Source organism: Candidatus Nitrosopumilus sp. (genome assembly GCF_965262695.1).
Taxonomy (GTDB): domain Archaea; phylum Thermoproteota; class Nitrososphaeria; order Nitrososphaerales; family Nitrosopumilaceae; genus Nitrosopumilus.
Map to the genome: position 1 here is coordinate 530,494 of NZ_OZ253550.1, position 19,628 is coordinate 550,121.

The following is a 19,628-nucleotide window of genomic DNA, read 5'->3' on the forward strand; positions in this document are numbered from 1 at the left end:
AATAATGACTACAAATCTCGGAATTTTACTAAATTGTAAAAATACGAGGCATTGTTTTGAACAGTTCCCTTACGAGGTATTTTTTGCAATCCGACATTTTTTGAGTCAAGTGCAGCCTGTGCAGCACCTCCAGCAAAACATAGAGCCCACAGATAGTCTTTTTCTTTAAGCATAGTACAGCAAAATGCAGCACAAAAAATATCACCAATACCCGTGGTATCATGAATATCTTTGTTGGGTAAAGTTATAGAGTATACTTTGTCTTTTACCAACATTGAAACTTCAGTTTTATTTGTAAGCAACACATATTCCACACCTTTTTTTTGAAGTGCAACCATCATTTCATCATGACTTCCAGTAACAAGTTGTTGTGCTTCTTCAGGGTTTACTTTAATTGCACTAACATTTGATAAATCAATATCATTTTTTTGCAAGTTAACATTATTTTGAGAATCTTTTTCTCTAAGAAATCCCTGAGGATCTACAAATAAAAAATTTGAATCATCTTTAATTTTTTTTAATGTATCATTTGTAATTTCATGATAAATTGGACTTACAAGGTGTCCATCAGCTTTTGTAGTAGAATATTCTATTGGCTCACACTCATTTTCAAGTTTTAATGTTCTATCAGCGCCAGTAATTGATATTGCAAACTTTGTAGTATTTTTTTTAGATTCAGAATTTATCAAATTTATTTTATTATCCGAAATGTACTGTTTTGGAAAGTCATTTCCAAATTTAGTGTACAGATCTACATCAAATTTGAATTGACGTGCTGTAAGTCCACAATAACAAGCAGAACCACCAATTTGTTCATAATTTGAATCACCAATTGTTATTGTATCAATTGCACAATGAGCAAATACTGCTAATTTCATTTCTCTTCATCAAATGATAACAGATTTAGTTTTTTGCATTATTTTTATCAAAACAGGTTTTGCAAAAAATCTCTCCTTTTAACAAGAACAATTCAACTCCAGAACTAAAACAACCATGACAAAGACCACGCATATTATTCAAATAAAATTACTCGATCTAGAATTAAAACATGAAGTATTTTTGGTCTATTTTTAGGCACAAATCCACGAATAGTTCAAAATTGTCCACAAGAATATAAGTAGGGAAATCAGTTTATTGTCATGCCACTTAAGCGTGCAAGTAGAGGTCGTACAAAAGGAGGAAAAGGATCTTCAGGCGTTGTACAATGTACAAACTGCGGACAAACTGTTCCAAAAGACAAGGCAAAAAAAGTCACATCTAGATTAAATCTAGTTGAACATACATTGGCCAAAGAATTACGTGCACAAGGCGCATACATTGCATCACCTACAGTTCTAAAATGGTATTGTATTTCATGTGCAATTCACTTTAAGATTCTAAAAATTAGATCTGCAGACAATAGAAGAAAACGCGGAAAACTACGATAGTCTTATTCTTTAATGTTTTTTGCAGTAACAATCATTCTTTGAATTAATGTGATTGCAGCAATTATTACTACAATAATTACAGCTATTTCCATAAATCCAATAATTCCGATTATTGCAATTACTAGCAATCTCTCAGCTCGTTCACCAATTCCCACACCTTGTAATTTTACATTTATTGCATCAGACTTTGCTCTAGCATAACTTACCAATAATGATAAAGTAATTGCAAGAAATACCAAATATGGTTCAGCATAGCCACCAACTAGAATTCCTAAAAATATTGCAGTCTCTGCAATTTTATCAAACATTGAATCAAGATACGACCCCTTTTGAGATGTTTTACCAGTAACACGTGCAACTTGGCCATCTACCATATCAAAGAATCCAGAAACAAGTAACAAAATACCTCCAATAATTAACCCAAATTCAATTCCAAGTCCATAGACTATTGCAGAAAGAAATGCAACACCTAAACCTACTGCAGTCCAAAAATTAGGAGATAGCCCTGTAGATGCAAACCCTTTTCCAATCTTTTCAAGAGTTGGTTTTAGGTTATCTCGGAGGTTGTTTAACACGTGATAACCCCAACAATACTAGCTAATAAAGTGAGTAGGAGTAAAATCTAGGCAAGCAATAGTCAATTTTTTGAAATTTATTGATTTTGAGATAAGTTGATTGCAATAAGGGTGGACATTATCTTTGCTGCAAGAGATGCAGTTGCACCATTATCATGATATGGATTTAGTTCTACAATATCAGCTCCAATTACTTTAGTTTCTTGAAGAGAGTAAATCATGTCAAACAATTCTCTTGAAGTTATACCAGATGCTTCAGGATTTCCAACACCAGGTGCAAAAGCAGGATCAAGTACATCAAGATCAAAACTAGAATAAAGAGTATCAAAGGTTGAAACATGATCTTTTAGTAGTTGTGGACCTTTTCCATCTCGAATGTCTTTATCAGAAATAGTTTTGATTTTTTGCTCTGTCAAAAACTCTAATTCTTCTTTCACAAATGCACGAGCTCCAACATGTAAAATATTTTCAGCGCCACGTTCTTCAACTATGCGTCTCAGATACGATGCATGGCTTAGTTTGATGTCTGCAAATTCATCTCTTAGATCATAATGTGCATCAAAGACAACATATCCAGTTTCTTTTGGGAAACTAGTGTATGTTCCATAAGTGATTGAATGTTCTCCGCCTAAAATGAACAACTGTCTTTGTTTTGCAACAAGTTCAGCTGTGACTTTTTTTACCATATCAATCATTTCAGATGCAACGACAGTGTGGCGAGTGTTTCCCAAATCTTCAATGTTTACAGTCTCTAAATCTACAGAGAGTTCAGGATGAAAGATCTCAATGTTGTTAAACGAATCACGGATAGCGTCAGGACCAAATCTACAACCAGGTTTGTATGAATGAGTTGCATCAAAAGGAATTCCAAAAACAGTTGCTACAGGTTCAGAATCATCATCAGATGCAGTTATCAGAGGATTTTTGTTCATGTATAAATCAAGAAAACTCATAATCTACACCATTAATTGTGGTCTTTTTGAGAGATGTACTGATTGATTTAATCCAGTAAATGGTTTACCTAAAGTCTGTTCATTAATTTCATTCATGAAATCCCCAAATGAAACTTCTCGGACATTTCCAGTTTGCCTATCACGAATACTAAGATTCTCAGAACCTGCTTCTTTTTCACCTATTACCAAAATGTATTGAATCCACTCTTTTTCAGCTTCACGAATTCGTTTACCAATACTCTCATTTCTGTCATCAACATCTACACGTACATTTTGAGCAGAAATCTTTTCAGATAGATTGTTACAAAACTCATAAAATTCCTCTTTTAGAGGAATGATTCGGACTTGAGTTGGGGCAAGCCACAATGGAAGTTGCGGTTTTTTACCCTTTTGTGAATCAGTTGCAGCTTTTTCCAATAATGCATAGATTATTCTTTCAATTGCACCACTTGGAGAATTGTGTAGAATGATTGGATGTTGTGCAGTGTTGTTTTCATCTACAAATTCGATTCCATATCTATTACCATTTTCAACATCTATTTGATCAGTAGACAATGCAGATGCCTTGCCTAAATTATCAATAAAGTTGAATTCCCATTTTAAAACAAAGTAAAAGAATTTTTCTTTCCACATTTCAACCAATACAGGTCTTCCATGTTTCTTGACTAATTCTTCAATTGCAGATTTGTTTTCATTGTAAAAGTCCTCAGTAAATCTAATTGCCATTTCATAATCAGATTCATCAATTCCCAATTCTTTGAGAACACTTTGAGACAAATCAAATCTAACCTTAATCTCATCTACTGCTTGAGGAATATCTTTACAAAATGCATGACAATCAGGCATGGTAAATGCACGAAGTCGTCTCAATCCCACTAATTCTCCAGATTGTTCACGTCTAAAGCTGTATCTAGTAAGTTCATAGAGTTTGTATGGCAAGTTCTTGTAGGACATTTGGAATTGGTTTGCCATGAGGAATTGCCCAAAACATGCGGCAAATCTCAAAAAGAGTTTTTTTCCTTCTGAATCAATATTGTATTGTCTTGCAGGAAATCTGTTAAAGTAACTAACCATACTTGGATGTTCTGAATCATACATGATGGGAGTTTCAACCTCGCATCCACCATATTCTTTGACTCTATCAGTAACATATCGTTCAATTAAAGATTTCATTAAACGCCCATTTGGAAAAAATCTCATATTTCCAGAATCAGATGCAGGTTCATAATCTGCAATTGCAAGTTTTTTCATCAATGCAACATGTGGAGGAGGTTCATCAACTTGACGTTGTTTTGCAGATTCGTATTTTGCCAACACTTCTAGTTTTTTATGGTTAGAAAAATCAAAATCACCAATGTTAGTCATCGTTCCATCTGGCGACATTATTTTCCAGTAGGAGCGAATTGTAGATTCTCCCTTTAGCGCATCAGAAGTGACTTCATCATCTTCTTTAGATGTAGAGGAATCTTTGGTTACGACTTTGGAACTTTCAGCTAATGGGTGTCCTTTGACTTGAACTTTGTAAGACTTTGTCCAACCAAAAGGAGAATGAGAAACTTCAAGATCAGAGGCTTCTGTTTCCATTTCTTTTAACAAAGACATTGCAGTGGAAGGTTTTGCAAGATTTGAGCTAAGATGAGCATATGGGTATAGTAATAATTTCTTACATCCAATTTTTTCCATTGAGTTTTTTATCTGAGATATTGCGTTTTTTGCAACAGATGAATCATCCCCATCTTCAATTGCAACAAATGCAACTACAAGTTCTTCTAGTTTTTGAGTTTGAGGATTTTCAATATCCTCAGCAGATTTGATCTCTTTTTTTGTAGGAGTGTATTCTATACTATCACAATGTAGTTGCAATATTCGCATAATTTCAAACAGAAAAGATAATTGAAATAAGTGTTTGCTGAATTGATCAGAATTTTTTCAAGGTATCTTGCCACGTAAGGAAATCACTGAGCGTAAAATCAAGCCAGATATCCCCAAATTAGATGTAAGAAATTCAGATGCTCTCTTCAATGAATCTTGGCCTCTAAATCCCTCATCATACACCATCTCTACAGAACCTTTGTCAGTTTGAACAAAAGAGGTGATTAGAGAGTAATTTCCTAATTTTTCATCAGTTTTTTCTAAATAAAGACGCAATTCTACTTTTGAAACCTTGAATTCATCTTGAATGAAATTGCCTGAAGAAAATAAAATCACAGTCTCATCAGGAGTTTTATTTACTCTCTGAGGATCATGTAAATCAACAATATCCATATGATGTTATTTTTAGAGTATTCCTAATTAAGTAATATTTTCATCGTGTTTACGCAAGTATTATTTACAGCAGAAATAATTTTTTGAATGTGGACCCACACAAATTTCACGGCAAAGACATCCCTCACATCAAACTAGATCCTAAAATGACAATAGAGGATTTGGTAAATGTTTTTGCAAGTTCAGGATTTAATGGTAGGCAGCTTGGAGAAGCTGCAAAGCTTTATGCAAAAATGATCAAAGACAATGCAACAATATGTCTTACAGTTTCAGGTGCAATGACACCAGTTGGTTTTGGAGGAATAATCAAGACATTAATCGAGAGAGGGTTTGTGGATTGGATAGTCACCACAGGTGCAAATGTGTATCACGAAGATCATTTTGCATGGGGATTGCCTGTCAAACAAGGTAGTTTTGATGTAGATGATATGAAATTGTATGAAAATGAAATTGTTAGAATTAGAGATGTGTACATTAAATTCTATGAGACGTTAGAAGCAGAAGATCAAGTAATTCAAAAAATGTTTGAAAATAAATTTACAGACAAACCATTTACAACTGCTGAATTTTGTAATTTAATGGGTAAAATTAGTAAAGAGAAATCAAAACATCCAGAAAAAAGTTTCATAACAACTGCATATGATTATGATGTACCAGTATACATTTCAACTATGAAAGACTCATCACTTGCCCTAAATCTTGCAGTTCACAGATTACAAGACAAAACATACAGTTTAGACTTTGTAAGAGAGATAATTGAACAGGCAGCAATTCTTTATGATTCTAAAAAATCAGGCATTTTGGAGTTGGGCGGAGGAGTTCCAAAGAATACAGCTCAGCAGACAGGCCCATTGTTAGACCAAATTCTAAGAAGAAATGACGGAGGACAAGATTATGTCATACAGATAACGGATGCAAGGCCAGACACAGGAGGATTGTCAGGTGCCACACTACAAGAAGGAAAGAGCTGGGGTAAAGTCCAAGATGCACACCACGGAATGGTTACAGTGTATGCAGATGCAACAATTGCATTTCCAATTCTTGCATTGTATGTTCTAAGCAATCAAAAAACACGAAAACCAAAAAGACTATACAAGAAATTAGATAAGATGTATGAAAAATTAAGCAATGATTATTTCAAAAATCCAGTAAACAAGAAAAAAGCTAAAAAGAGAAGTTAAAATCTGTCAAATCTTGCCCGCTCTAGTTCACGGTCATCTTTAGATTCTTTTTTGTATTCTTTGTAATGTTCTTTGCAGAGAACTGTTTTTTTGCCTGCAGAATTTACTCTCAAACCAGCATTTTCAACTTTGGTAGTATTTAGTGAACGTGCACCATCATTGTCACATCCATCAACATTACATTTTGCACCTTTTGATACTACACCCATATCATCTATTATCCAAGATGTTATTTATATTTGAAAATTTGAAAGTGAACCAAGTTACAGGTTCATCGTTTATAAGAGGAATATTTTTTTCTCAGTTCATGGGTGGAGCAAAAAAACCAACTGCTGCAAAAAAAGACACATCATCTAGTTCTAAAGATTCTAAGAAAGGTAAGAAGGACAAAGGTGAAGGTGGTCCAAAGAAAGCAGAGATCACAGTAATGGTTAATGAACAACAAGCAATGAAGATCATCCAAAATGCCAAAGTAATTACTGTTCAAGATATGGCAAGACAAACAGGAGTAAAAATTTCTGCTGCAAACAAATTCCTAAAAGAATCAGCTGAAAAAGGAATTGTCAAAAAAGTTGGCGGTTATTCAGGACACCATTTGTATCAAGCAGTTTCTTCATAGATACACAATACATCTCCAGATTTAACATCCTTTAATGCATCAACATTATCAGATAATTTCCCAATAGGAGTCATTGTTTTTGCAGATGCAACGTCATTTGTAAAAAAACAAAAACTTCCAGAAGAAGGTAAGAATGCAACGTCACCTTTTTTGAATTCAGATCTTGCTCTCTCGATACCAGAATCAACAGAAGTTTCAAAGTAGACAATACTTTTTCCCAAAAGATGTGCATGTCCCTCTAAAGGCAAAGATCTCATAATTGTTCCAACAGTTCGAGGAGATAGATGTCGTTTAAGATCACAAGAAATTTTTGTTTTGCCTCGAATTTCCAAAATCAGTTGTTTTCTAGATACAGAAGAGGTACTCAATTCGTAGCTTAAAATGATTAGATTATATAACGTTTTAAGAAAAAATCGGTACTTGTCTGATGCCAATAAAACTGAAGCAGTAGCAGTTGCCGAAGATGAAATTTCTGCAACAGAAGAAATTGTTGAACCAGAAGTTGAAACCAATGCAGGGTTAAACAAAGCACTTGATACTTATCGAAAATTAATTGAGAAAAAAGTTGATGCTGAACCATTAACTGAAAAAGAACAAGACGATCTTGAAAAGAAAATCAAAGAGATTGAAAGCAGAGAAATTGTTGAAACTATAGAAGAACACGATCCAATAGAGATTCCTTGTGAAAAAAACAAGATCACAATTGGCCCCCCAACATTAACTAGATTTGAAAAGGCAAGAATTATGGGTGCAAGAGCATTACAGTTATCTCTAGGAGCACCACCATTTATCCCAATTCCAAAAACTGCAAGAATATCATTGGATATTTCAATGGAAGAATTAGAACAAAGAGTGATCCCAATCACAATTAGAAGAGTTCTTCCAAATGGAGATTATCAAAATATCCCTATCGACTATTTTGAAAAATGAATCATTGGTCGATAAAACTTAAAAGAAGACAAACTTGCTGATTGTTGAATAATGCTCATGGACGAGACACATGAACCGCATGGTCAAGAGCAGACCAAAAAGTCTGATGAAACTATAGCGTATATTGGAAATGATCCTGTAATGCAATCAGCATTAGATGTACTATCCACATTAGGAAGTAAGAAAAAGGTCATAATCAAATCAAAAGGAAACGCAATTCCAAATGCAGTGGCAGTTGCAAATATCATAACAGAGAAGATGTTAAATGGAAATTCTAAAGTAGAAAAAATTACACTAGATACTGATGCAGCAGCAGGTATCGGAAAAATGACATCAACTATAGAAATTATCTTAATTAAAATCTAGTAAACGCTACCAGGACCTTTTAGAAGCATATTTTCACATTCTTTGCACACTTGCTCATCAATATTAGATTCCAAATTATGATGTATCTCACAAATTAACAAACTTGATTTGATATAGTTACACAATCCAATGAACTTGGATAAGCTGGATGGAGTGTATGCCATATCAGATGAAAGATTTTCACTGAGTTCATCAATCATGTCTGAAACTTGTTTTTCTGCCAAAAGTTTTGCAATTAAAGATGGATCACCTCTAGTGCCTCTAATGTAATTACTAACTGCAGCTTGTGTTACTCCAAGCATTTTAGAAATTTCATCTTCTCTAATGTTATGATCTTCTGCTAATTTTTTTGCAAGAATTGCACGCAATGCAGGAATTAGGGTTTTAGATTCAATCTCAGCAGGAAGTAGCATTTACTCACAGGTATTACATAATGAATTTAAAGTTTGCAGAAATTAGTCTAGCCAAATTGACCTAATATCAGGCATATCTATTTTAATTTCAAAAGGATCTGTTTTGCATTGGATAACACCTCCAAGGAACTTTATGAGACATTAAAAGAATCATGTAATTCCTGCAAATCAAATTTGATTTCTTTATCAGGAGGACTAGATAGTTCAATTATTTCACATTTCCTTAAAGAAAGAAAACCAAAGACGTTAGCAATAATTGCAGAAGATTTTGTTTCAACAGATCTAACATATTGTCAACTAGTTTCAAAAGAAATGGTACTGCCACTAACAATTTACAATGTAAAAACTGCAGAAATTCTTGAAGCAGTAGAAGAAACAATAAAAATTCTGAAAAATTTCAACGATATTGAAATCAGAAATAATGTTGTCATGTATCTTGCCATAAAATGGGCAAAAGATAATGGTGAAAAATCAATTATTACAGGAGACGGGGCAGATGAATTATTTGCAGGATATAATTTTCTAGTACACAAATCAGAAGAAGAATTAGAAGCAGAAATTAACAGAGTATGCTCAATTATGCATTTTCCAACACAAGAAATTGGAAAGGCATTAGGAATTGAAATAGAATCTCCATTCTTGAGTGAGAAAGTGATCAGTTTAGCAAAAAAAATTCCAGTAAATTTGAAGGTAAAAGTAGAGAATGAGAAAAAACATGGTAAGTGGATATTACGCAAAACATTCGAAGATCACATTCCAGAACAGATTGTATGGAGAGAGAAATCCCCTATGCAAGAAGGATCAGGAACATCAGGATTAACTAATCTGTTTGAGTCAATCATTGAAGAAGAAAAATATGTTGAGAAAAAATTGACCGTAGAAAAAGAAGATGATGTCATTATTAGAAGCAGAGAATCAATGCATTATTATGAAATTTTTAAGAAATTATATGGTTCTCCAGTAGACAAAGAGGCAAAAAGTGTTTGTCCTTATTGCAAACACAAAGTTGAAAATTCAAAATTTTGTAGAATGTGTGGGGCATTTCCCATTTGAGATTATTTGTATTTACGAGGTTTTTTGATGAATATTCTTCTGCAACCATTACAACAAAAATAGAATTTTTTTCCATCATGTTCATGTAATAACGCTAATTCCTCATCAAGTTCAATTCCACAAACAGGATCTACTGGCACAAATTTTTCTTATGTAAATTCTATTTATAGATTCACTAAAAGATCGTACTAAGAATTAACAATTTCAAGGATTTTTTTTGGCAATGTACCATAATCAGAGTCAGGTTCAGCTGCAACATACAAAATATCTTCATTAATTGGGACACTAATTGCCAGTGCTCTTTCACGAGAAGCCAATGCAAAATTTACTGTTCCAAGTTGTTTATCAAATTCTCTTCTCATTTTTACACGTAATGCAAGCTCCATGAAAATCATCTCATCATCTTTTTCACTTTCAAGAGGTTCAACATTTGGTTTCATTCCACCTGCAACCAATCTTCCTCTCTCATTAATTACACCAGCAAATCTGATTTTTGGGTCAGCATCTTTAATTAAATCACAGATTTTCGAGTAATCATATATCTTTCCAGACATGCGTTCTCTACCCAGATCTCCCACTTATTAGCTTTCTATAAAATTTTGAATGTGAGAAAATGAATTATGTTAGGAAGTCAGTTTCTTTACAAGACTAAGAAACTCATCCTCAGAGTAAGGAGGGATTTTCATTACTTCGAGGTTTTCAGATACATGTTCTGAAGATTTTTGACCCACTAAAGGAGCAATAACTCCAGGAGAAGAGCGAATAAACTGCAATGCTCGCATAGAGGGTTTCAAATCGCTAAATTCAGGCATGACGCCAGGTTGCAATAATCTACCTTGCATTAATGGAACACTTGTAAAAACACCAATTCCCAATCTTGTTGCGACTTCTAGTACAGAAACAGGTTTGCTGCCAATTGTTTGTGTTTTTCCAAGCAATGCTTGATCATAATACAAATTGAATGGTAGTTGAATGAATCTAAATCCATGATTATCTCCACCGGCTTTTTTTGCCATATTTACTGTGTCTTCTAAAGAAAGGTATTGTGGATTATCAGTTGGCACTCTAAAACATTCCCAAGTAGCCATGCCATAAAATTTGATTTTACCTTCATTTCGTTTTTGTTCATACAATTCAAAGACAGATTGTAAATTTTTCAAGAACTGTTCTTTTGAAATATCTTTAATTTGTCCTTCAACTGCATTGTGAAGATACATCAAATCAATACAGTCCAAATCAAGATTTTTCAAACTTCTATCTAATTGATCTGAAAGGTAAGAAGTAGTCATGCAATGATAGCCAGATGTAATATCACCTTCTTTGACAACACCCTTTTGAGTATATTCTTCTTTGACATATTCCCAAAATCCGAGTTGAACATCAGCATCATTTGTGACATATCCATTTTTTGAGGAGACAAATATTTGATCACGTGAAATTTTATTTTCTTGGATTAATTCTGAAATGGCTTTTCCAACAGAACGCTCTGCCTTTTGAGAACGATAGTTTATTGCAGTATCAAGAACATTAACACCAGATAAGACAGATTGTTTTACTGCATTAGTTACTAATTCATCGGTTCGAGCATCAGGATCACCGAGATATGTACCAATTCCCACATTAGATAAAGTGAGATTTTGAAATTCCTTAAAATTGGCTTGATTTACACCTGAATTTTCAGCAAATTTTTTCGTTCCCTGAGGAGTTGCAAATCCAGAAATCATGTATTCTCTAAATTTTTACTAAATTTATGTTTAGACTGCAAAGCCAATCAGAAAACTTAGAACAAATAATGCACCAGTGATTCTACTAAACATCAACGTAGAAGACATGAAAGGGACTAGTTTTTCAACAGAGTCATAAGTTTTCTTTAAACCAAACCCAGATTTGATCATTAAGGGAATGCTAAGAAGAGTGATCAACGAAACTATTGGAAACAAATTCAAAGATACACCAATAATTATTGCACAATAAGAAACAAAAGGAAATACCCAAAATAATTTTGTGGCTTTTTGTTTTCCTACTGCAATGACTAATGTCTTTCTTCCTTTTGATTTATCTGCGTCATGATCTGGAAATGATGCAATAAACAATACTAGTGCAGATAATGAACCAACAACTACACCAGCAAGAATTGATTCTATTGTTATTTGTCCAGATTGAATAAAAAAAGTACCAAGAACAATCATAGAGCCTTTTACAGCAACAAAAAATTCCCCTAATCCAGAATCAACAATTTTTGTAGAATAAAAATAGATAGACAGTATTGCAAAACCCAAAATAACTGCAATGATAATTCCATCAGTAATTACAAAGTAAGCTCCAATTGAAGATCCGATTACAAGAAAAGCAATTCCTGCACGATATACACTTGATGGTTTTAGTAATCCTTCTGGAAGAACTCCTGTTCCTCCACTCATCTTTGTTTTTGGAGTGTTGGCATCTATCCCGCGTTTAAAATCCCAAAAATCATTTAGCAAATCAACACTAGCATGTAATGCCATAACCCCTGCAAAAGTCAAAATAGCTTCAAGTGGTCCAATAGTAGAATTTTGCCACCAATTTAGTGCAAGACCCACAGATACTGCAATTACAGATGCTAAAAGGAAGCGGATTCTAATTACTCTAAACCATACAGAGAGCATTAAGAACAATACAATTTTTCAATATAATATTCATGAGATTAGACTTTAGGCCATTGTTTATTAAAAAAATCAACTAAATTCATTCATGATCATTGGCAGGGTTTTAGAAAATGAGAAGAAAATAAAATTTGATGCAGATATCAGATGTACAAATTGTGGTAAAAAAGTACCTGGAGGACTACAAACAGGAGAGTCATACTACAAAACACAAGAATTTCAGGTAGAATTAGAGAAGTTTAAGAAAAATTATCTTTGCGGAGTTTGTCGAGACAAAAAGAGGAGAGACCAGAATATTTTCTAAACTACTTTAATCAACAAAAAATTTTGTTATAGACTAAACTAGAGATTCATCATTTACTTCTATAGGCTTTCTGCCCATAAATCCAGAGTCTTTTTCATGCCAGAATTTTATTTCAGTTTCACCATATTTCCAACATAACCATACTTCTTCATCAAATCGTTTTGAAGGAAAGTCAAGTAACCCTTGTTCAATACTTTTTACCACAACCCCCGTATTTTCAAGAATTTCAACTGCCTCATAGAATTTGGTTATTGCAGAGTTTAGTTGTTGTTTTAGAGTAACATACTCTTCAAAAGAGTTAGTTGTAGATACACTCATTTGCAGTTGTTGTTCAAGTTTTTTTACTTCGTTTTGTTTTGCTAATGCATATTCAAATTTCTTAATTACATCAGGAAGTGCCTCATTTGCTTCATTGGTAGTAAAAAAGGAGAACATGGAAACTCTCAGCATTTCTGGATTAAAAATCTTAGGTGCAAATTTATTAGTAAAACTCTACAGATAGAATCATGAGCGAAGATCAATTAGAGGCATTAATAGTTCAAACAATCAATGGAGCTGTAGCAACAATTCCAGCATATCTTGATGAAATCAAAGAAAACAAAGACGTCCTAAAAGTAGAAGACCCAAAAGAATTTGTTTATGGGATTGTTATGGGCATGGCATTAGGAATGAGTGGTGCAATACTTAGTGCACAAAAAGAAATGCCAACAGCAGAGGATCAAATCAAAGTAAGAGATATCGTCTACAAACACATACCAGATATTAGAGAACGGATTTTCAGTTGATAGAATTCAATGAAAAAGAAACAGAGTTTCTCAATTCATTAGAAGAGGCAAGGATAGCGACATCACATGATGATATTCCACATGTAAAACCAGTCTCTTTTGTATTAAATGGAAATGCAATTATCATTGCAACGGACTATGAAACAAGAACATACAAGAATCTAAAAATAAATCTAAACTCAAGTGTAATAATTGATATTTACAAATCAGGAGGGCACAAAGCGATATTGATTCAAGGCACAACAGAGATAATAGAAAACGGAAATGAATTCAAGAAACTATATGATGTATTTTTTGAAAAATTTGAATGGGTCAGGCGAGAGCCTTGGAAAGAAAACGAAGCGCCGTTTCTAAAAATTATTCCTAAAAATAAAATCAGTTGGGGCCTAGACACGAAATAAGAAACATTTGAGTCGTACAACATTCAATAAAATATACAAAATTATCGCTTACTTCGACTTTTTAGTTTTTTAGCCCTAGGTTTGGTTCTAAGTAAACGTCCACAACAAGGACACCATAATCCTTCCCAAGTGATGAACAATTCACATTCAGGACATCTCTTTTGTCCCAGTTCATATCTACCGCCATCAATACTGGTACTTGTTGCCTTGTATTTTTTACAAGACCCATTACAGTGCATAAGGGACTATGAAATATAGACATAGAAAAATAGTTTCATTATTTTCAATTGCTTGAATTAATAAAATCTTAACAAAACATCAATCATTGAAAGAAGAATGCGTTATTCTTGGAGATTTTATTGTAATTTCTTAATTAATTCATCAAATACAATCAAAGGTTGTTTTCCTTCAATTTTTTGATATTCGCCCTCATTGTTTACAACGATAAACGTAGGAGTTTGTGTAATATCATACGTATTTCCTAACTCCAAACTAGTGTCTAATTTTTCAGAAAATGCATTAGAGGACATACATTGATCATATTGTTCTAAATCAAGTCCAATTTGATTTGCAAAGTCTCTAATATTTTCAGAATTTGCCCATCCATCATTTGTAGCGCCCTGATTTAGATATAGAATTTCATGGAAATCCCAATAACGATTTTGTTCTTCAGCACAGTAACTTGCATGAGCTGTTGGATAAGAATCAGGACCTAAAAATGGATAATCTATAAAAATTAATTCCACTTGATTTGTAAACACATATTTTTCATTTAGTTCTTGGCCAGTTTCAATATACCATTCACTGCAAAATGGGCATTGAAAATCTCCAAATTCAATAATAGTGATAGGAGCAGAATCACTTCCCAAAGCATGACTAACTTGACGAATTTCATTTATGTTAACCATAGATGCTACTGCAGAGCCTTCATCCATGTTCATCTCAAAAACAGCATAAATAGACAGAATGATTCCAACTGCAATTATTCCCATAGATACTCCGATCTTGGTTGGCAGATTAGTCAATAAATTCATCATATCACAATTGATAATTAATGTTTTAGATTAAACAAATTGAGTTCCCAAATGAAAACCACTCATAAGATTACATTATTGGTATCAGTACAAATTGCATTAATTATTGCTAGCTTCCTAACTTTATCATTTCTTGAATCTGAAAGAAATAATTTGGAAGATTCAATTGAAATAACAAATCAATTGAGACACCATTTAGACATATTAATTTTTGAAGTAGACACACATTTGAACAAAATTCCATATGCTGATCCTCATTCTGAAATAAAACACATAGAGATAGATCTCAAAATATTGAATGAGGGAGGTGTTACTCATAATTTGAGTTTAGAGCCTTTGCCAAAAAAATTCCAAAATTCTTGGAATGTTGCAAATCAGAAAATAACCGAATACACAAATGAGTTAGAAAAATCGATCAAAGAAGAAAATCTTCAAATAGATTTTGCTAACGAGCAATTCATAAATTTAGAAACTAAAAGATTTGATGCAAACGGTTCTGTTGATTATCTAATATCAACAATGACAGAAGAATCCAGATCTCAAAGTAAAAATCTCATAGTATTACAAGTTGGATTAGCAATCTTAAATGTAGGAATTCACATTATGATGATTTTCTTAATTTTGGATATCTTAAGAAGACAAGCAGAAAGAGACAAAAAAATTGAAAAATTTGCAACAATTGGAGAACTGGCATCAAGGTTTGCACACGATCTAAGAAATCCTCTAGCTGTTATTCGCGGAGCAACAGAACTAATGAAAAATGATTTGTCAGGTAAAGACGAGAAACTTGATAAACGCTTTAGGATGATTGATACAGCAATTGCAAGAATGATTCATCAAGTAGAAGATATTTTAGATTTTGTTAGAACAAAAGAAATTAGAAAAGAAGAAAAATTAATTTCTGAAATTATCAAGTCAGCTTTAGAAAAGTCCAACATTCCAGATTCTGTTAAGGTGAACATTTTAGGCCAAGATTGTAAGATAAAATGTGATGGTGTAAAAATAGAAATTGCAGTAATTAATTTAATTTCTAATTCTGTTGATGCAGTAAAAAATTCAGGTGAAATAAATATCACTACAAAAAAGATGAATAATTTCTTGGAAATCCAAATTGAGGATTCAGGTCCAGGAATTCCATCAGATAAGATTGCAGAAATTTTTGAGCCATTATTTACATTAAAACAAAAAGGTACTGGTTTAGGATTAACAAGTTGTCAAAATATTATAAAACAACACGACGGGGCAATTACAGTAAAGAACAACCCCACAACATTTACAATCAAATTACCAATAGATTCCTAAACAATTAAGATATAGAATAATTCAGAAATACAAATGAGTAATAAGATCAAATGTTCTCACATTCTTGTTTCAAAACAAAGCGAAGCACTTGCAATAATGGAGAAACTAAAGAGTGGAGAAAAATTTGGAAAATTGGCAAAGGAATTATCCATTGATTCAGGAAGTGCAAAAAAAGATGGAAACCTAGGTTATTTTACAAAAGGCATGATGGTAAAACCATTTGAGGAAACAGCATTCAAACTACAAGTTGGAGAGACATCTGAACCTGTAAAATCTGAATTTGGATATCACATCATCAAAAGATTCGGATAATCTTGTTAGGATCATGACAGTACTAACAGAAAGAGTAATCGAAGAAATTTTGACATATTTAGAAAAATCCATTATGAACATAGCAAAAGATGCATTTGAGAATTTAGAAGTATCAGGAGGATTTGAAGGCACAATGAATTTTCTAGAAAATCAATTTGACATAAGATTAGAGAACTTACTTGTAGCAAAAGGTTCCAGTACACATCATTTAGAATCAGGAATTAAAAATAAAATCATTCAGAAAAAACAATTAATTTTTCAAAACATTATAAACCAATACAAAAATTAGATAAAAGCATCAAGACCTGTTTTCTTAGAAACAACTTGATTTTTTTCTAATACTTTGGTCATTTTGTCACCCATAGATTTTGATGCAGACATTTTTCGTTTTCCAATCCAATAATATGTTTCATCAATAGTATTTTTTGCAATTAATACAACTAACTTTCCAGTATCTTTTCTTCCAGTTCTACCTCTTCGTTGAATAAATCTAACAGAGCTAGGTACGTTATCATAAAAAATAACTTGGTTTACTTCAGCAATATCTAATCCTTCTTCACCAACACGTGTTGCAATTAAGACATCAAAGACACCATCTCTGAATTTTTGAACAGTTTCAATTTGCTTTTTTTGTTTTAGACCAGTTTCTCCTGCTTTTCCAATAAGTATTCCTGCAGAAACTCCTAATTCAGTTAATTTACTATGGATCAAATCAACAGAATCACGATAGCTAGTAAAGATTAATGCCTTTCCAGGAACAGATTCTAGAATATCTTTTAGTTTAGGAATTTTAGAGTGTTCTATTCCTTTAGATTGTGCTTCTTTTGCAAGATGTACTGCACGAGTAAAATTCGGGTCAACTTCAAAGAGTTCCTTTACTCCCGCACCTTTTTTTGCCTTGGCACGCTCACAAAATTTCAAAAAAGGTGTAATTCCATGAGCCTCCAAGATGTTTAGAGCGTAATGAATTCGAATTGCAGTAAATAACGGTTTTGCCGAACGTCTGTTTTGATTTAAAACAAATTGTCTAATTCTCAATAATGCTGAAAGGGATTGTTGTTCAGCTAGTTTGATTCCATTATCACGTAATGTATCATATCTTTGATCAAGTGCTAATTTCAATAGTTTTTGAATGGATTTTAGTTCAGGAGGAAGTTCAACATTTATCCATTCAGTGTTTGTCTCTTGGGTGTATGGTTTAACATCAGAACTATTTTCTGTTCTTTCAGCAACACTTGCAATTTTTAGTTTAGTTAGAATTTCAGTTGCTTTGTCTTTTTCACTTGGCAATGTGGCAGTCATTCCAACAATTCTTGCACTAGAATTTACAAAACGTTCTGCAATTCCAGAGTATGCATAATCACCAATTGTTCTATGTACTTCATCAAAAATTACAAGATTAAATTGATCAGATGAAACAATGCCTCTATCCAAATCATTTTTTGCAATTTCAGGAGTGGCACAAATTACACTATTATTCCATAGTTTGGTTCTTTTTGGAATTGTGTCTTCTCCAGTTATCAAAGATACATCATCTAGTGTTAAATTATTTTTTAGAAATTCATAATGTTGATTTACAAGAACTCTTGTTGGTGCCAAAAACAATGCACCACCAATACCTTTTGAAAGATATTCAGCAATTACATGTAATGCAATTGCAGTTTTTCCTAGTCCTGTTGGCAAAACAACGATACAGTTTTCAGATATAGCTTGATTTGCAAGATTTACTTGATAATCTCGTTTTTCAATCGAGTCTTTCTTGACGTATTTTTTTTCAATAAATTCTGTCATCGTATAAAGAAAAGTTGTAATTTATTGATTTTATGCTTTCGTATAGTTAACCATTGACAAACAGATACTATCTAATTCCAAATCAGCAAAGATTTGTGCCTAGAGGAGTCATTTTCTACCATTAAAAATGAAAAAACAAGTCCATTTTTATCCCATAATTATTCAAAATAGATATGAGCGACCAGAACGCCAATGAAGAATATTTCCAATCATTACTAGAATCATTAAACAAAGATCCCAATTGGAGAACAGTAGAAGAACAATTAGAAAAATACGAATCAATCAAAAAAGATCTCACACAAGAACAACAAGCAATAATTTCTGAGATGGGAAGGGCAATGTTAGCATTGGCAGACTCACAACCAAAAATCATAATTGATAAATTCTTAGAATTGGCTCAAAATCTCAATAAAAAATAAAAAAGAAAAAATGAGAAAGAAAATCAGTCTAGTTTTTTCTTTGCTCTGTTAATCATAGCAGTCTCCTCACGGAGGTGCTTTTTCAGTAATCGCTCATGTGCCTTTTTATGAACACTGTAAGCTTTGTTCAAAGATGTTTTGGTCTTTGCTTTTTTTACAGCGTTATTGAATTTTTTGTGAATAGCGTTTACTTCAGCTGTATAGCTTGCCATCAAATCACTAGTTGTAAAGATGCTAAAGAAGTTTGTGGGTGTTATCTAGAGACAAATTGATCGCAAAAATATCACCACTAACGTGATCCATATATTGAACAGACAAACAGAATTGGTGTTGAGTACTTTTGAGAGACCAAATTGGGACGAGTATTTTATGCTCCAAGCAGAACTTGCAAAACTTCGTTCAAACTGTGTCACAAGACAAGTAGGAGCAGTTATTGTTAGAAACCACAGACAATTAGCAACAGGGTACAACGGGACACCTCCGGGAATCAAGAATTGTTTTGATGGGGGTTGTAAAAGATGCCAATTAAGAATGGAGGGAAAAATAGAGTCAGGAGCATCACTAGACAGATGTCTTTGCAATCATGCAGAAGCCAATGCAATAATGCATTGTGCAATATTAGGAATAGAGGCAGGAGTAGAAGGAGCAGTGCTATACACTACGTTTGTTCCATGCCTAGAATGCACTAAAATGGCAATTACAATTGGAATTAGAAAATTTGTATGTCTTGATTCATATCCAGAAACTGACTTTGACTTGCTAAAAGAAGCAGGAGTAGAAGTCATTCAATTAGATAAAGCAAAAATTGCAAAATGGGCTCAAGAATTAGTTAACAAATACAATTCTGGATGATAAA

The 19,628-nt window shown here is 33.0% G+C and carries 31 protein-coding genes; 14 read left to right on the top strand and 17 right to left on the bottom strand.

Annotated features, from left to right (window positions below; translation table 11 throughout):
• Positions 1-8 precede the first annotated feature (8 nt).
• Complete coding sequence (locus tag ACQY2P_RS03430; RefSeq protein ID WP_428327008.1) at positions 9-878, bottom strand: PfkB family carbohydrate kinase; 870 nt, start codon at positions 876-878, stop codon at positions 9-11.
• Between the two features lie 261 nt (positions 879-1,139).
• On the opposite strand from ACQY2P_RS03430, the gene ACQY2P_RS03435 reads away from it, so the two are divergent.
• Entirely contained in the window at positions 1,140-1,427 is a 288-nt protein-coding gene (locus ACQY2P_RS03435) for a 30S ribosomal protein S26e (RefSeq protein WP_012215306.1), read from the top strand.
• Between the two features lie 2 nt (positions 1,428-1,429).
• Here the strand turns inward: ACQY2P_RS03435 and ACQY2P_RS03440 are convergent, their stop codons facing one another.
• From ACQY2P_RS03440 to ACQY2P_RS03455, 4 genes are all read right to left on the bottom strand, one after another.
• Positions 1,430-2,002, bottom strand: a complete 573-nt coding sequence (locus ACQY2P_RS03440; RefSeq protein WP_428327009.1) for a CDP-alcohol phosphatidyltransferase family protein — start codon at positions 2,000-2,002, stop codon at positions 1,430-1,432.
• A gap of 77 nt (positions 2,003-2,079) precedes the next feature.
• Positions 2,080-2,955, bottom strand: a complete 876-nt coding sequence (gene speB, locus ACQY2P_RS03445) for an agmatinase (protein WP_428327010.1) — start codon at positions 2,953-2,955, stop codon at positions 2,080-2,082.
• A gap of 3 nt (positions 2,956-2,958) precedes the next feature.
• The gene (locus tag ACQY2P_RS03450; protein WP_428327011.1) at positions 2,959-4,827 is read right to left on the bottom strand and encodes a threonine--tRNA ligase; all 1,869 of its coding nucleotides are present in this window, start codon (positions 4,825-4,827) and stop codon (positions 2,959-2,961) included.
• 57 nt (positions 4,828-4,884) lie between these two features.
• Positions 4,885-5,220: a hypothetical protein gene (locus tag ACQY2P_RS03455; protein WP_428327012.1), complete on the bottom strand. Its 336-nt coding sequence runs from the start codon at positions 5,218-5,220 to the stop codon at positions 4,885-4,887.
• An 89-nt stretch (positions 5,221-5,309) separates the two neighbouring features.
• Here ACQY2P_RS03455 and ACQY2P_RS03460 point away from each other — a divergent pair, with 89 nt between their 5' ends.
• The gene (locus tag ACQY2P_RS03460; RefSeq protein WP_428327013.1) at positions 5,310-6,401 is read left to right on the top strand and encodes a homospermidine biosynthesis protein; all 1,092 of its coding nucleotides are present in this window, start codon (positions 5,310-5,312) and stop codon (positions 6,399-6,401) included.
• On the opposite strand, the gene ACQY2P_RS03465 is transcribed toward ACQY2P_RS03460, so the two are convergent.
• On the bottom strand, positions 6,398-6,610 hold the full coding sequence (locus ACQY2P_RS03465) for a hypothetical protein (protein ID WP_048069839.1): 213 nt from the start codon (positions 6,608-6,610) through the stop codon (positions 6,398-6,400). The two genes, ACQY2P_RS03460 and ACQY2P_RS03465, sit on opposite strands and share 4 nt — an antisense overlap.
• A gap of 98 nt (positions 6,611-6,708) precedes the next feature.
• On the opposite strand from ACQY2P_RS03465, the gene ACQY2P_RS03470 reads away from it, so the two are divergent.
• Positions 6,709-7,020 (top strand): MarR family transcriptional regulator, encoded by a 312-nt coding sequence (locus ACQY2P_RS03470; RefSeq protein ID WP_428327014.1) that lies wholly within the window; start codon positions 6,709-6,711, stop codon positions 7,018-7,020.
• Here ACQY2P_RS03470 and ACQY2P_RS03475 read toward each other — a convergent pair.
• On the bottom strand, positions 7,002-7,352 hold the full coding sequence (locus tag ACQY2P_RS03475; protein WP_428327266.1) for a cyclophilin-like fold protein: 351 nt from the start codon (positions 7,350-7,352) through the stop codon (positions 7,002-7,004). The genes ACQY2P_RS03470 and ACQY2P_RS03475 overlap by 19 nt on opposite strands.
• An 88-nt stretch (positions 7,353-7,440) precedes the next feature.
• Between ACQY2P_RS03475 and ACQY2P_RS03480 the strand changes: the two genes are divergently transcribed.
• On the top strand, positions 7,441-7,950 hold the full coding sequence (locus ACQY2P_RS03480) for a DNA-directed RNA polymerase subunit K (RefSeq protein ID WP_428327015.1): 510 nt from the start codon (positions 7,441-7,443) through the stop codon (positions 7,948-7,950).
• Positions 7,951-8,001: 51 nt separating this feature from the next.
• Entirely contained in the window at positions 8,002-8,316 is a 315-nt protein-coding gene (locus ACQY2P_RS03485) for a DNA-binding protein (RefSeq protein ID WP_428327016.1), read from the top strand.
• Here ACQY2P_RS03485 and ACQY2P_RS03490 read toward each other — a convergent pair.
• Complete coding sequence (locus ACQY2P_RS03490) at positions 8,313-8,729, bottom strand: transcriptional regulator (RefSeq protein ID WP_141975375.1); 417 nt, start codon at positions 8,727-8,729, stop codon at positions 8,313-8,315. The genes ACQY2P_RS03485 and ACQY2P_RS03490 overlap by 4 nt on opposite strands.
• A 108-nt stretch (positions 8,730-8,837) precedes the next feature.
• Between ACQY2P_RS03490 and ACQY2P_RS03495 the strand changes: the two genes are divergently transcribed.
• Positions 8,838-9,782, top strand: a complete 945-nt coding sequence (locus tag ACQY2P_RS03495) for an asparagine synthase C-terminal domain-containing protein (RefSeq protein WP_428327017.1) — start codon at positions 8,838-8,840, stop codon at positions 9,780-9,782.
• A gap of 2 nt (positions 9,783-9,784) precedes the next feature.
• Here the strand turns inward: ACQY2P_RS03495 and ACQY2P_RS03500 are convergent, their stop codons facing one another.
• The 4 genes from ACQY2P_RS03500 to ACQY2P_RS03515 form a co-directional block, all read right to left on the bottom strand.
• Positions 9,785-9,922, bottom strand: a complete 138-nt coding sequence (locus ACQY2P_RS03500; RefSeq protein ID WP_014963322.1) for a YHS domain-containing protein — start codon at positions 9,920-9,922, stop codon at positions 9,785-9,787.
• 48 nt (positions 9,923-9,970) lie between these two features.
• Positions 9,971-10,336, bottom strand: coding sequence for a DUF6659 family protein (locus ACQY2P_RS03505; RefSeq protein ID WP_428327018.1), 366 nt, complete (start codon positions 10,334-10,336; stop codon positions 9,971-9,973).
• Positions 10,337-10,405: 69 nt separating this feature from the next.
• The gene (locus ACQY2P_RS03510; RefSeq protein WP_428327019.1) at positions 10,406-11,506 is read right to left on the bottom strand and encodes an aldo/keto reductase; all 1,101 of its coding nucleotides are present in this window, start codon (positions 11,504-11,506) and stop codon (positions 10,406-10,408) included.
• 30 nt (positions 11,507-11,536) lie between these two features.
• Positions 11,537-12,427: a prenyltransferase gene (locus ACQY2P_RS03515; protein ID WP_428327020.1), complete on the bottom strand. Its 891-nt coding sequence runs from the start codon at positions 12,425-12,427 to the stop codon at positions 11,537-11,539.
• An 85-nt stretch (positions 12,428-12,512) separates the two neighbouring features.
• Here ACQY2P_RS03515 and ACQY2P_RS03520 point away from each other — a divergent pair, with 85 nt between their 5' ends.
• Entirely contained in the window at positions 12,513-12,728 is a 216-nt protein-coding gene (locus ACQY2P_RS03520; protein ID WP_428327021.1) for a hypothetical protein, read from the top strand.
• A 33-nt stretch (positions 12,729-12,761) separates the two neighbouring features.
• On the opposite strand, the gene ACQY2P_RS03525 is transcribed toward ACQY2P_RS03520, so the two are convergent.
• Entirely contained in the window at positions 12,762-13,163 is a 402-nt protein-coding gene (locus tag ACQY2P_RS03525; protein WP_428327022.1) for a DUF2203 domain-containing protein, read from the bottom strand.
• A 71-nt stretch (positions 13,164-13,234) separates the two neighbouring features.
• Between ACQY2P_RS03525 and ACQY2P_RS03530 the strand changes: the two genes are divergently transcribed.
• Positions 13,235-13,513 (top strand): hypothetical protein, encoded by a 279-nt coding sequence (locus tag ACQY2P_RS03530; protein ID WP_428327023.1) that lies wholly within the window; start codon positions 13,235-13,237, stop codon positions 13,511-13,513.
• Positions 13,510-13,914, top strand: coding sequence for a pyridoxamine 5'-phosphate oxidase family protein (locus tag ACQY2P_RS03535; protein ID WP_428327024.1), 405 nt, complete (start codon positions 13,510-13,512; stop codon positions 13,912-13,914). Before ACQY2P_RS03530 ends, ACQY2P_RS03535 begins: the two co-directional genes overlap by 4 nt.
• Before the next feature lie 41 nt (positions 13,915-13,955).
• Here the strand turns inward: ACQY2P_RS03535 and ACQY2P_RS03540 are convergent, their stop codons facing one another.
• Together ACQY2P_RS03540 and ACQY2P_RS03545 are read right to left on the bottom strand one after the other, a co-directional pair.
• The gene (locus ACQY2P_RS03540) at positions 13,956-14,153 is read right to left on the bottom strand and encodes a hypothetical protein (protein WP_428327025.1); all 198 of its coding nucleotides are present in this window, start codon (positions 14,151-14,153) and stop codon (positions 13,956-13,958) included.
• Between the two features lie 117 nt (positions 14,154-14,270).
• Positions 14,271-14,939, bottom strand: a complete 669-nt coding sequence (locus tag ACQY2P_RS03545) for a DsbA family protein (protein WP_428327026.1) — start codon at positions 14,937-14,939, stop codon at positions 14,271-14,273.
• A 60-nt stretch (positions 14,940-14,999) separates the two neighbouring features.
• Between ACQY2P_RS03545 and ACQY2P_RS03550 the strand changes: the two genes are divergently transcribed.
• The 3 genes from ACQY2P_RS03550 to ACQY2P_RS03560 are packed head-to-tail and all read left to right on the top strand — an operon-like array spanning position 15,000 to position 16,851.
• Positions 15,000-16,250 (top strand): two-component system sensor histidine kinase NtrB, encoded by a 1,251-nt coding sequence (locus tag ACQY2P_RS03550; RefSeq protein WP_428327027.1) that lies wholly within the window; start codon positions 15,000-15,002, stop codon positions 16,248-16,250.
• Between the two features lie 33 nt (positions 16,251-16,283).
• Complete coding sequence (locus ACQY2P_RS03555) at positions 16,284-16,562, top strand: peptidylprolyl isomerase (RefSeq protein WP_428327028.1); 279 nt, start codon at positions 16,284-16,286, stop codon at positions 16,560-16,562.
• Between the two features lie 13 nt (positions 16,563-16,575).
• Positions 16,576-16,851 carry a hypothetical protein gene (locus ACQY2P_RS03560; RefSeq protein WP_428327029.1) on the top strand — a complete coding sequence of 92 codons (276 nt, stop codon included), beginning with the start codon at positions 16,576-16,578 and terminating at the stop codon, positions 16,849-16,851.
• On the opposite strand, the gene ACQY2P_RS03565 is transcribed toward ACQY2P_RS03560, so the two are convergent.
• Positions 16,848-18,353: a DEAD/DEAH box helicase gene (locus ACQY2P_RS03565; RefSeq protein ID WP_428327030.1), complete on the bottom strand. Its 1,506-nt coding sequence runs from the start codon at positions 18,351-18,353 to the stop codon at positions 16,848-16,850. The genes ACQY2P_RS03560 and ACQY2P_RS03565 overlap by 4 nt on opposite strands.
• Positions 18,354-18,526: 173 nt before the next feature.
• Between ACQY2P_RS03565 and ACQY2P_RS03570 the strand changes: the two genes are divergently transcribed.
• Positions 18,527-18,772, top strand: coding sequence for a hypothetical protein (locus ACQY2P_RS03570; protein ID WP_428327031.1), 246 nt, complete (start codon positions 18,527-18,529; stop codon positions 18,770-18,772).
• Between the two features lie 23 nt (positions 18,773-18,795).
• Here the strand turns inward: ACQY2P_RS03570 and ACQY2P_RS03575 are convergent, their stop codons facing one another.
• Complete coding sequence (locus tag ACQY2P_RS03575; protein ID WP_428327032.1) at positions 18,796-18,984, bottom strand: hypothetical protein; 189 nt, start codon at positions 18,982-18,984, stop codon at positions 18,796-18,798.
• Between the two features lie 94 nt (positions 18,985-19,078).
• Here ACQY2P_RS03575 and ACQY2P_RS03580 point away from each other — a divergent pair, with 94 nt between their 5' ends.
• The gene (locus ACQY2P_RS03580; RefSeq protein WP_428327033.1) at positions 19,079-19,624 is read left to right on the top strand and encodes a deoxycytidylate deaminase; all 546 of its coding nucleotides are present in this window, start codon (positions 19,079-19,081) and stop codon (positions 19,622-19,624) included.
• Positions 19,625-19,628: the final 4 nt, after the last annotated feature.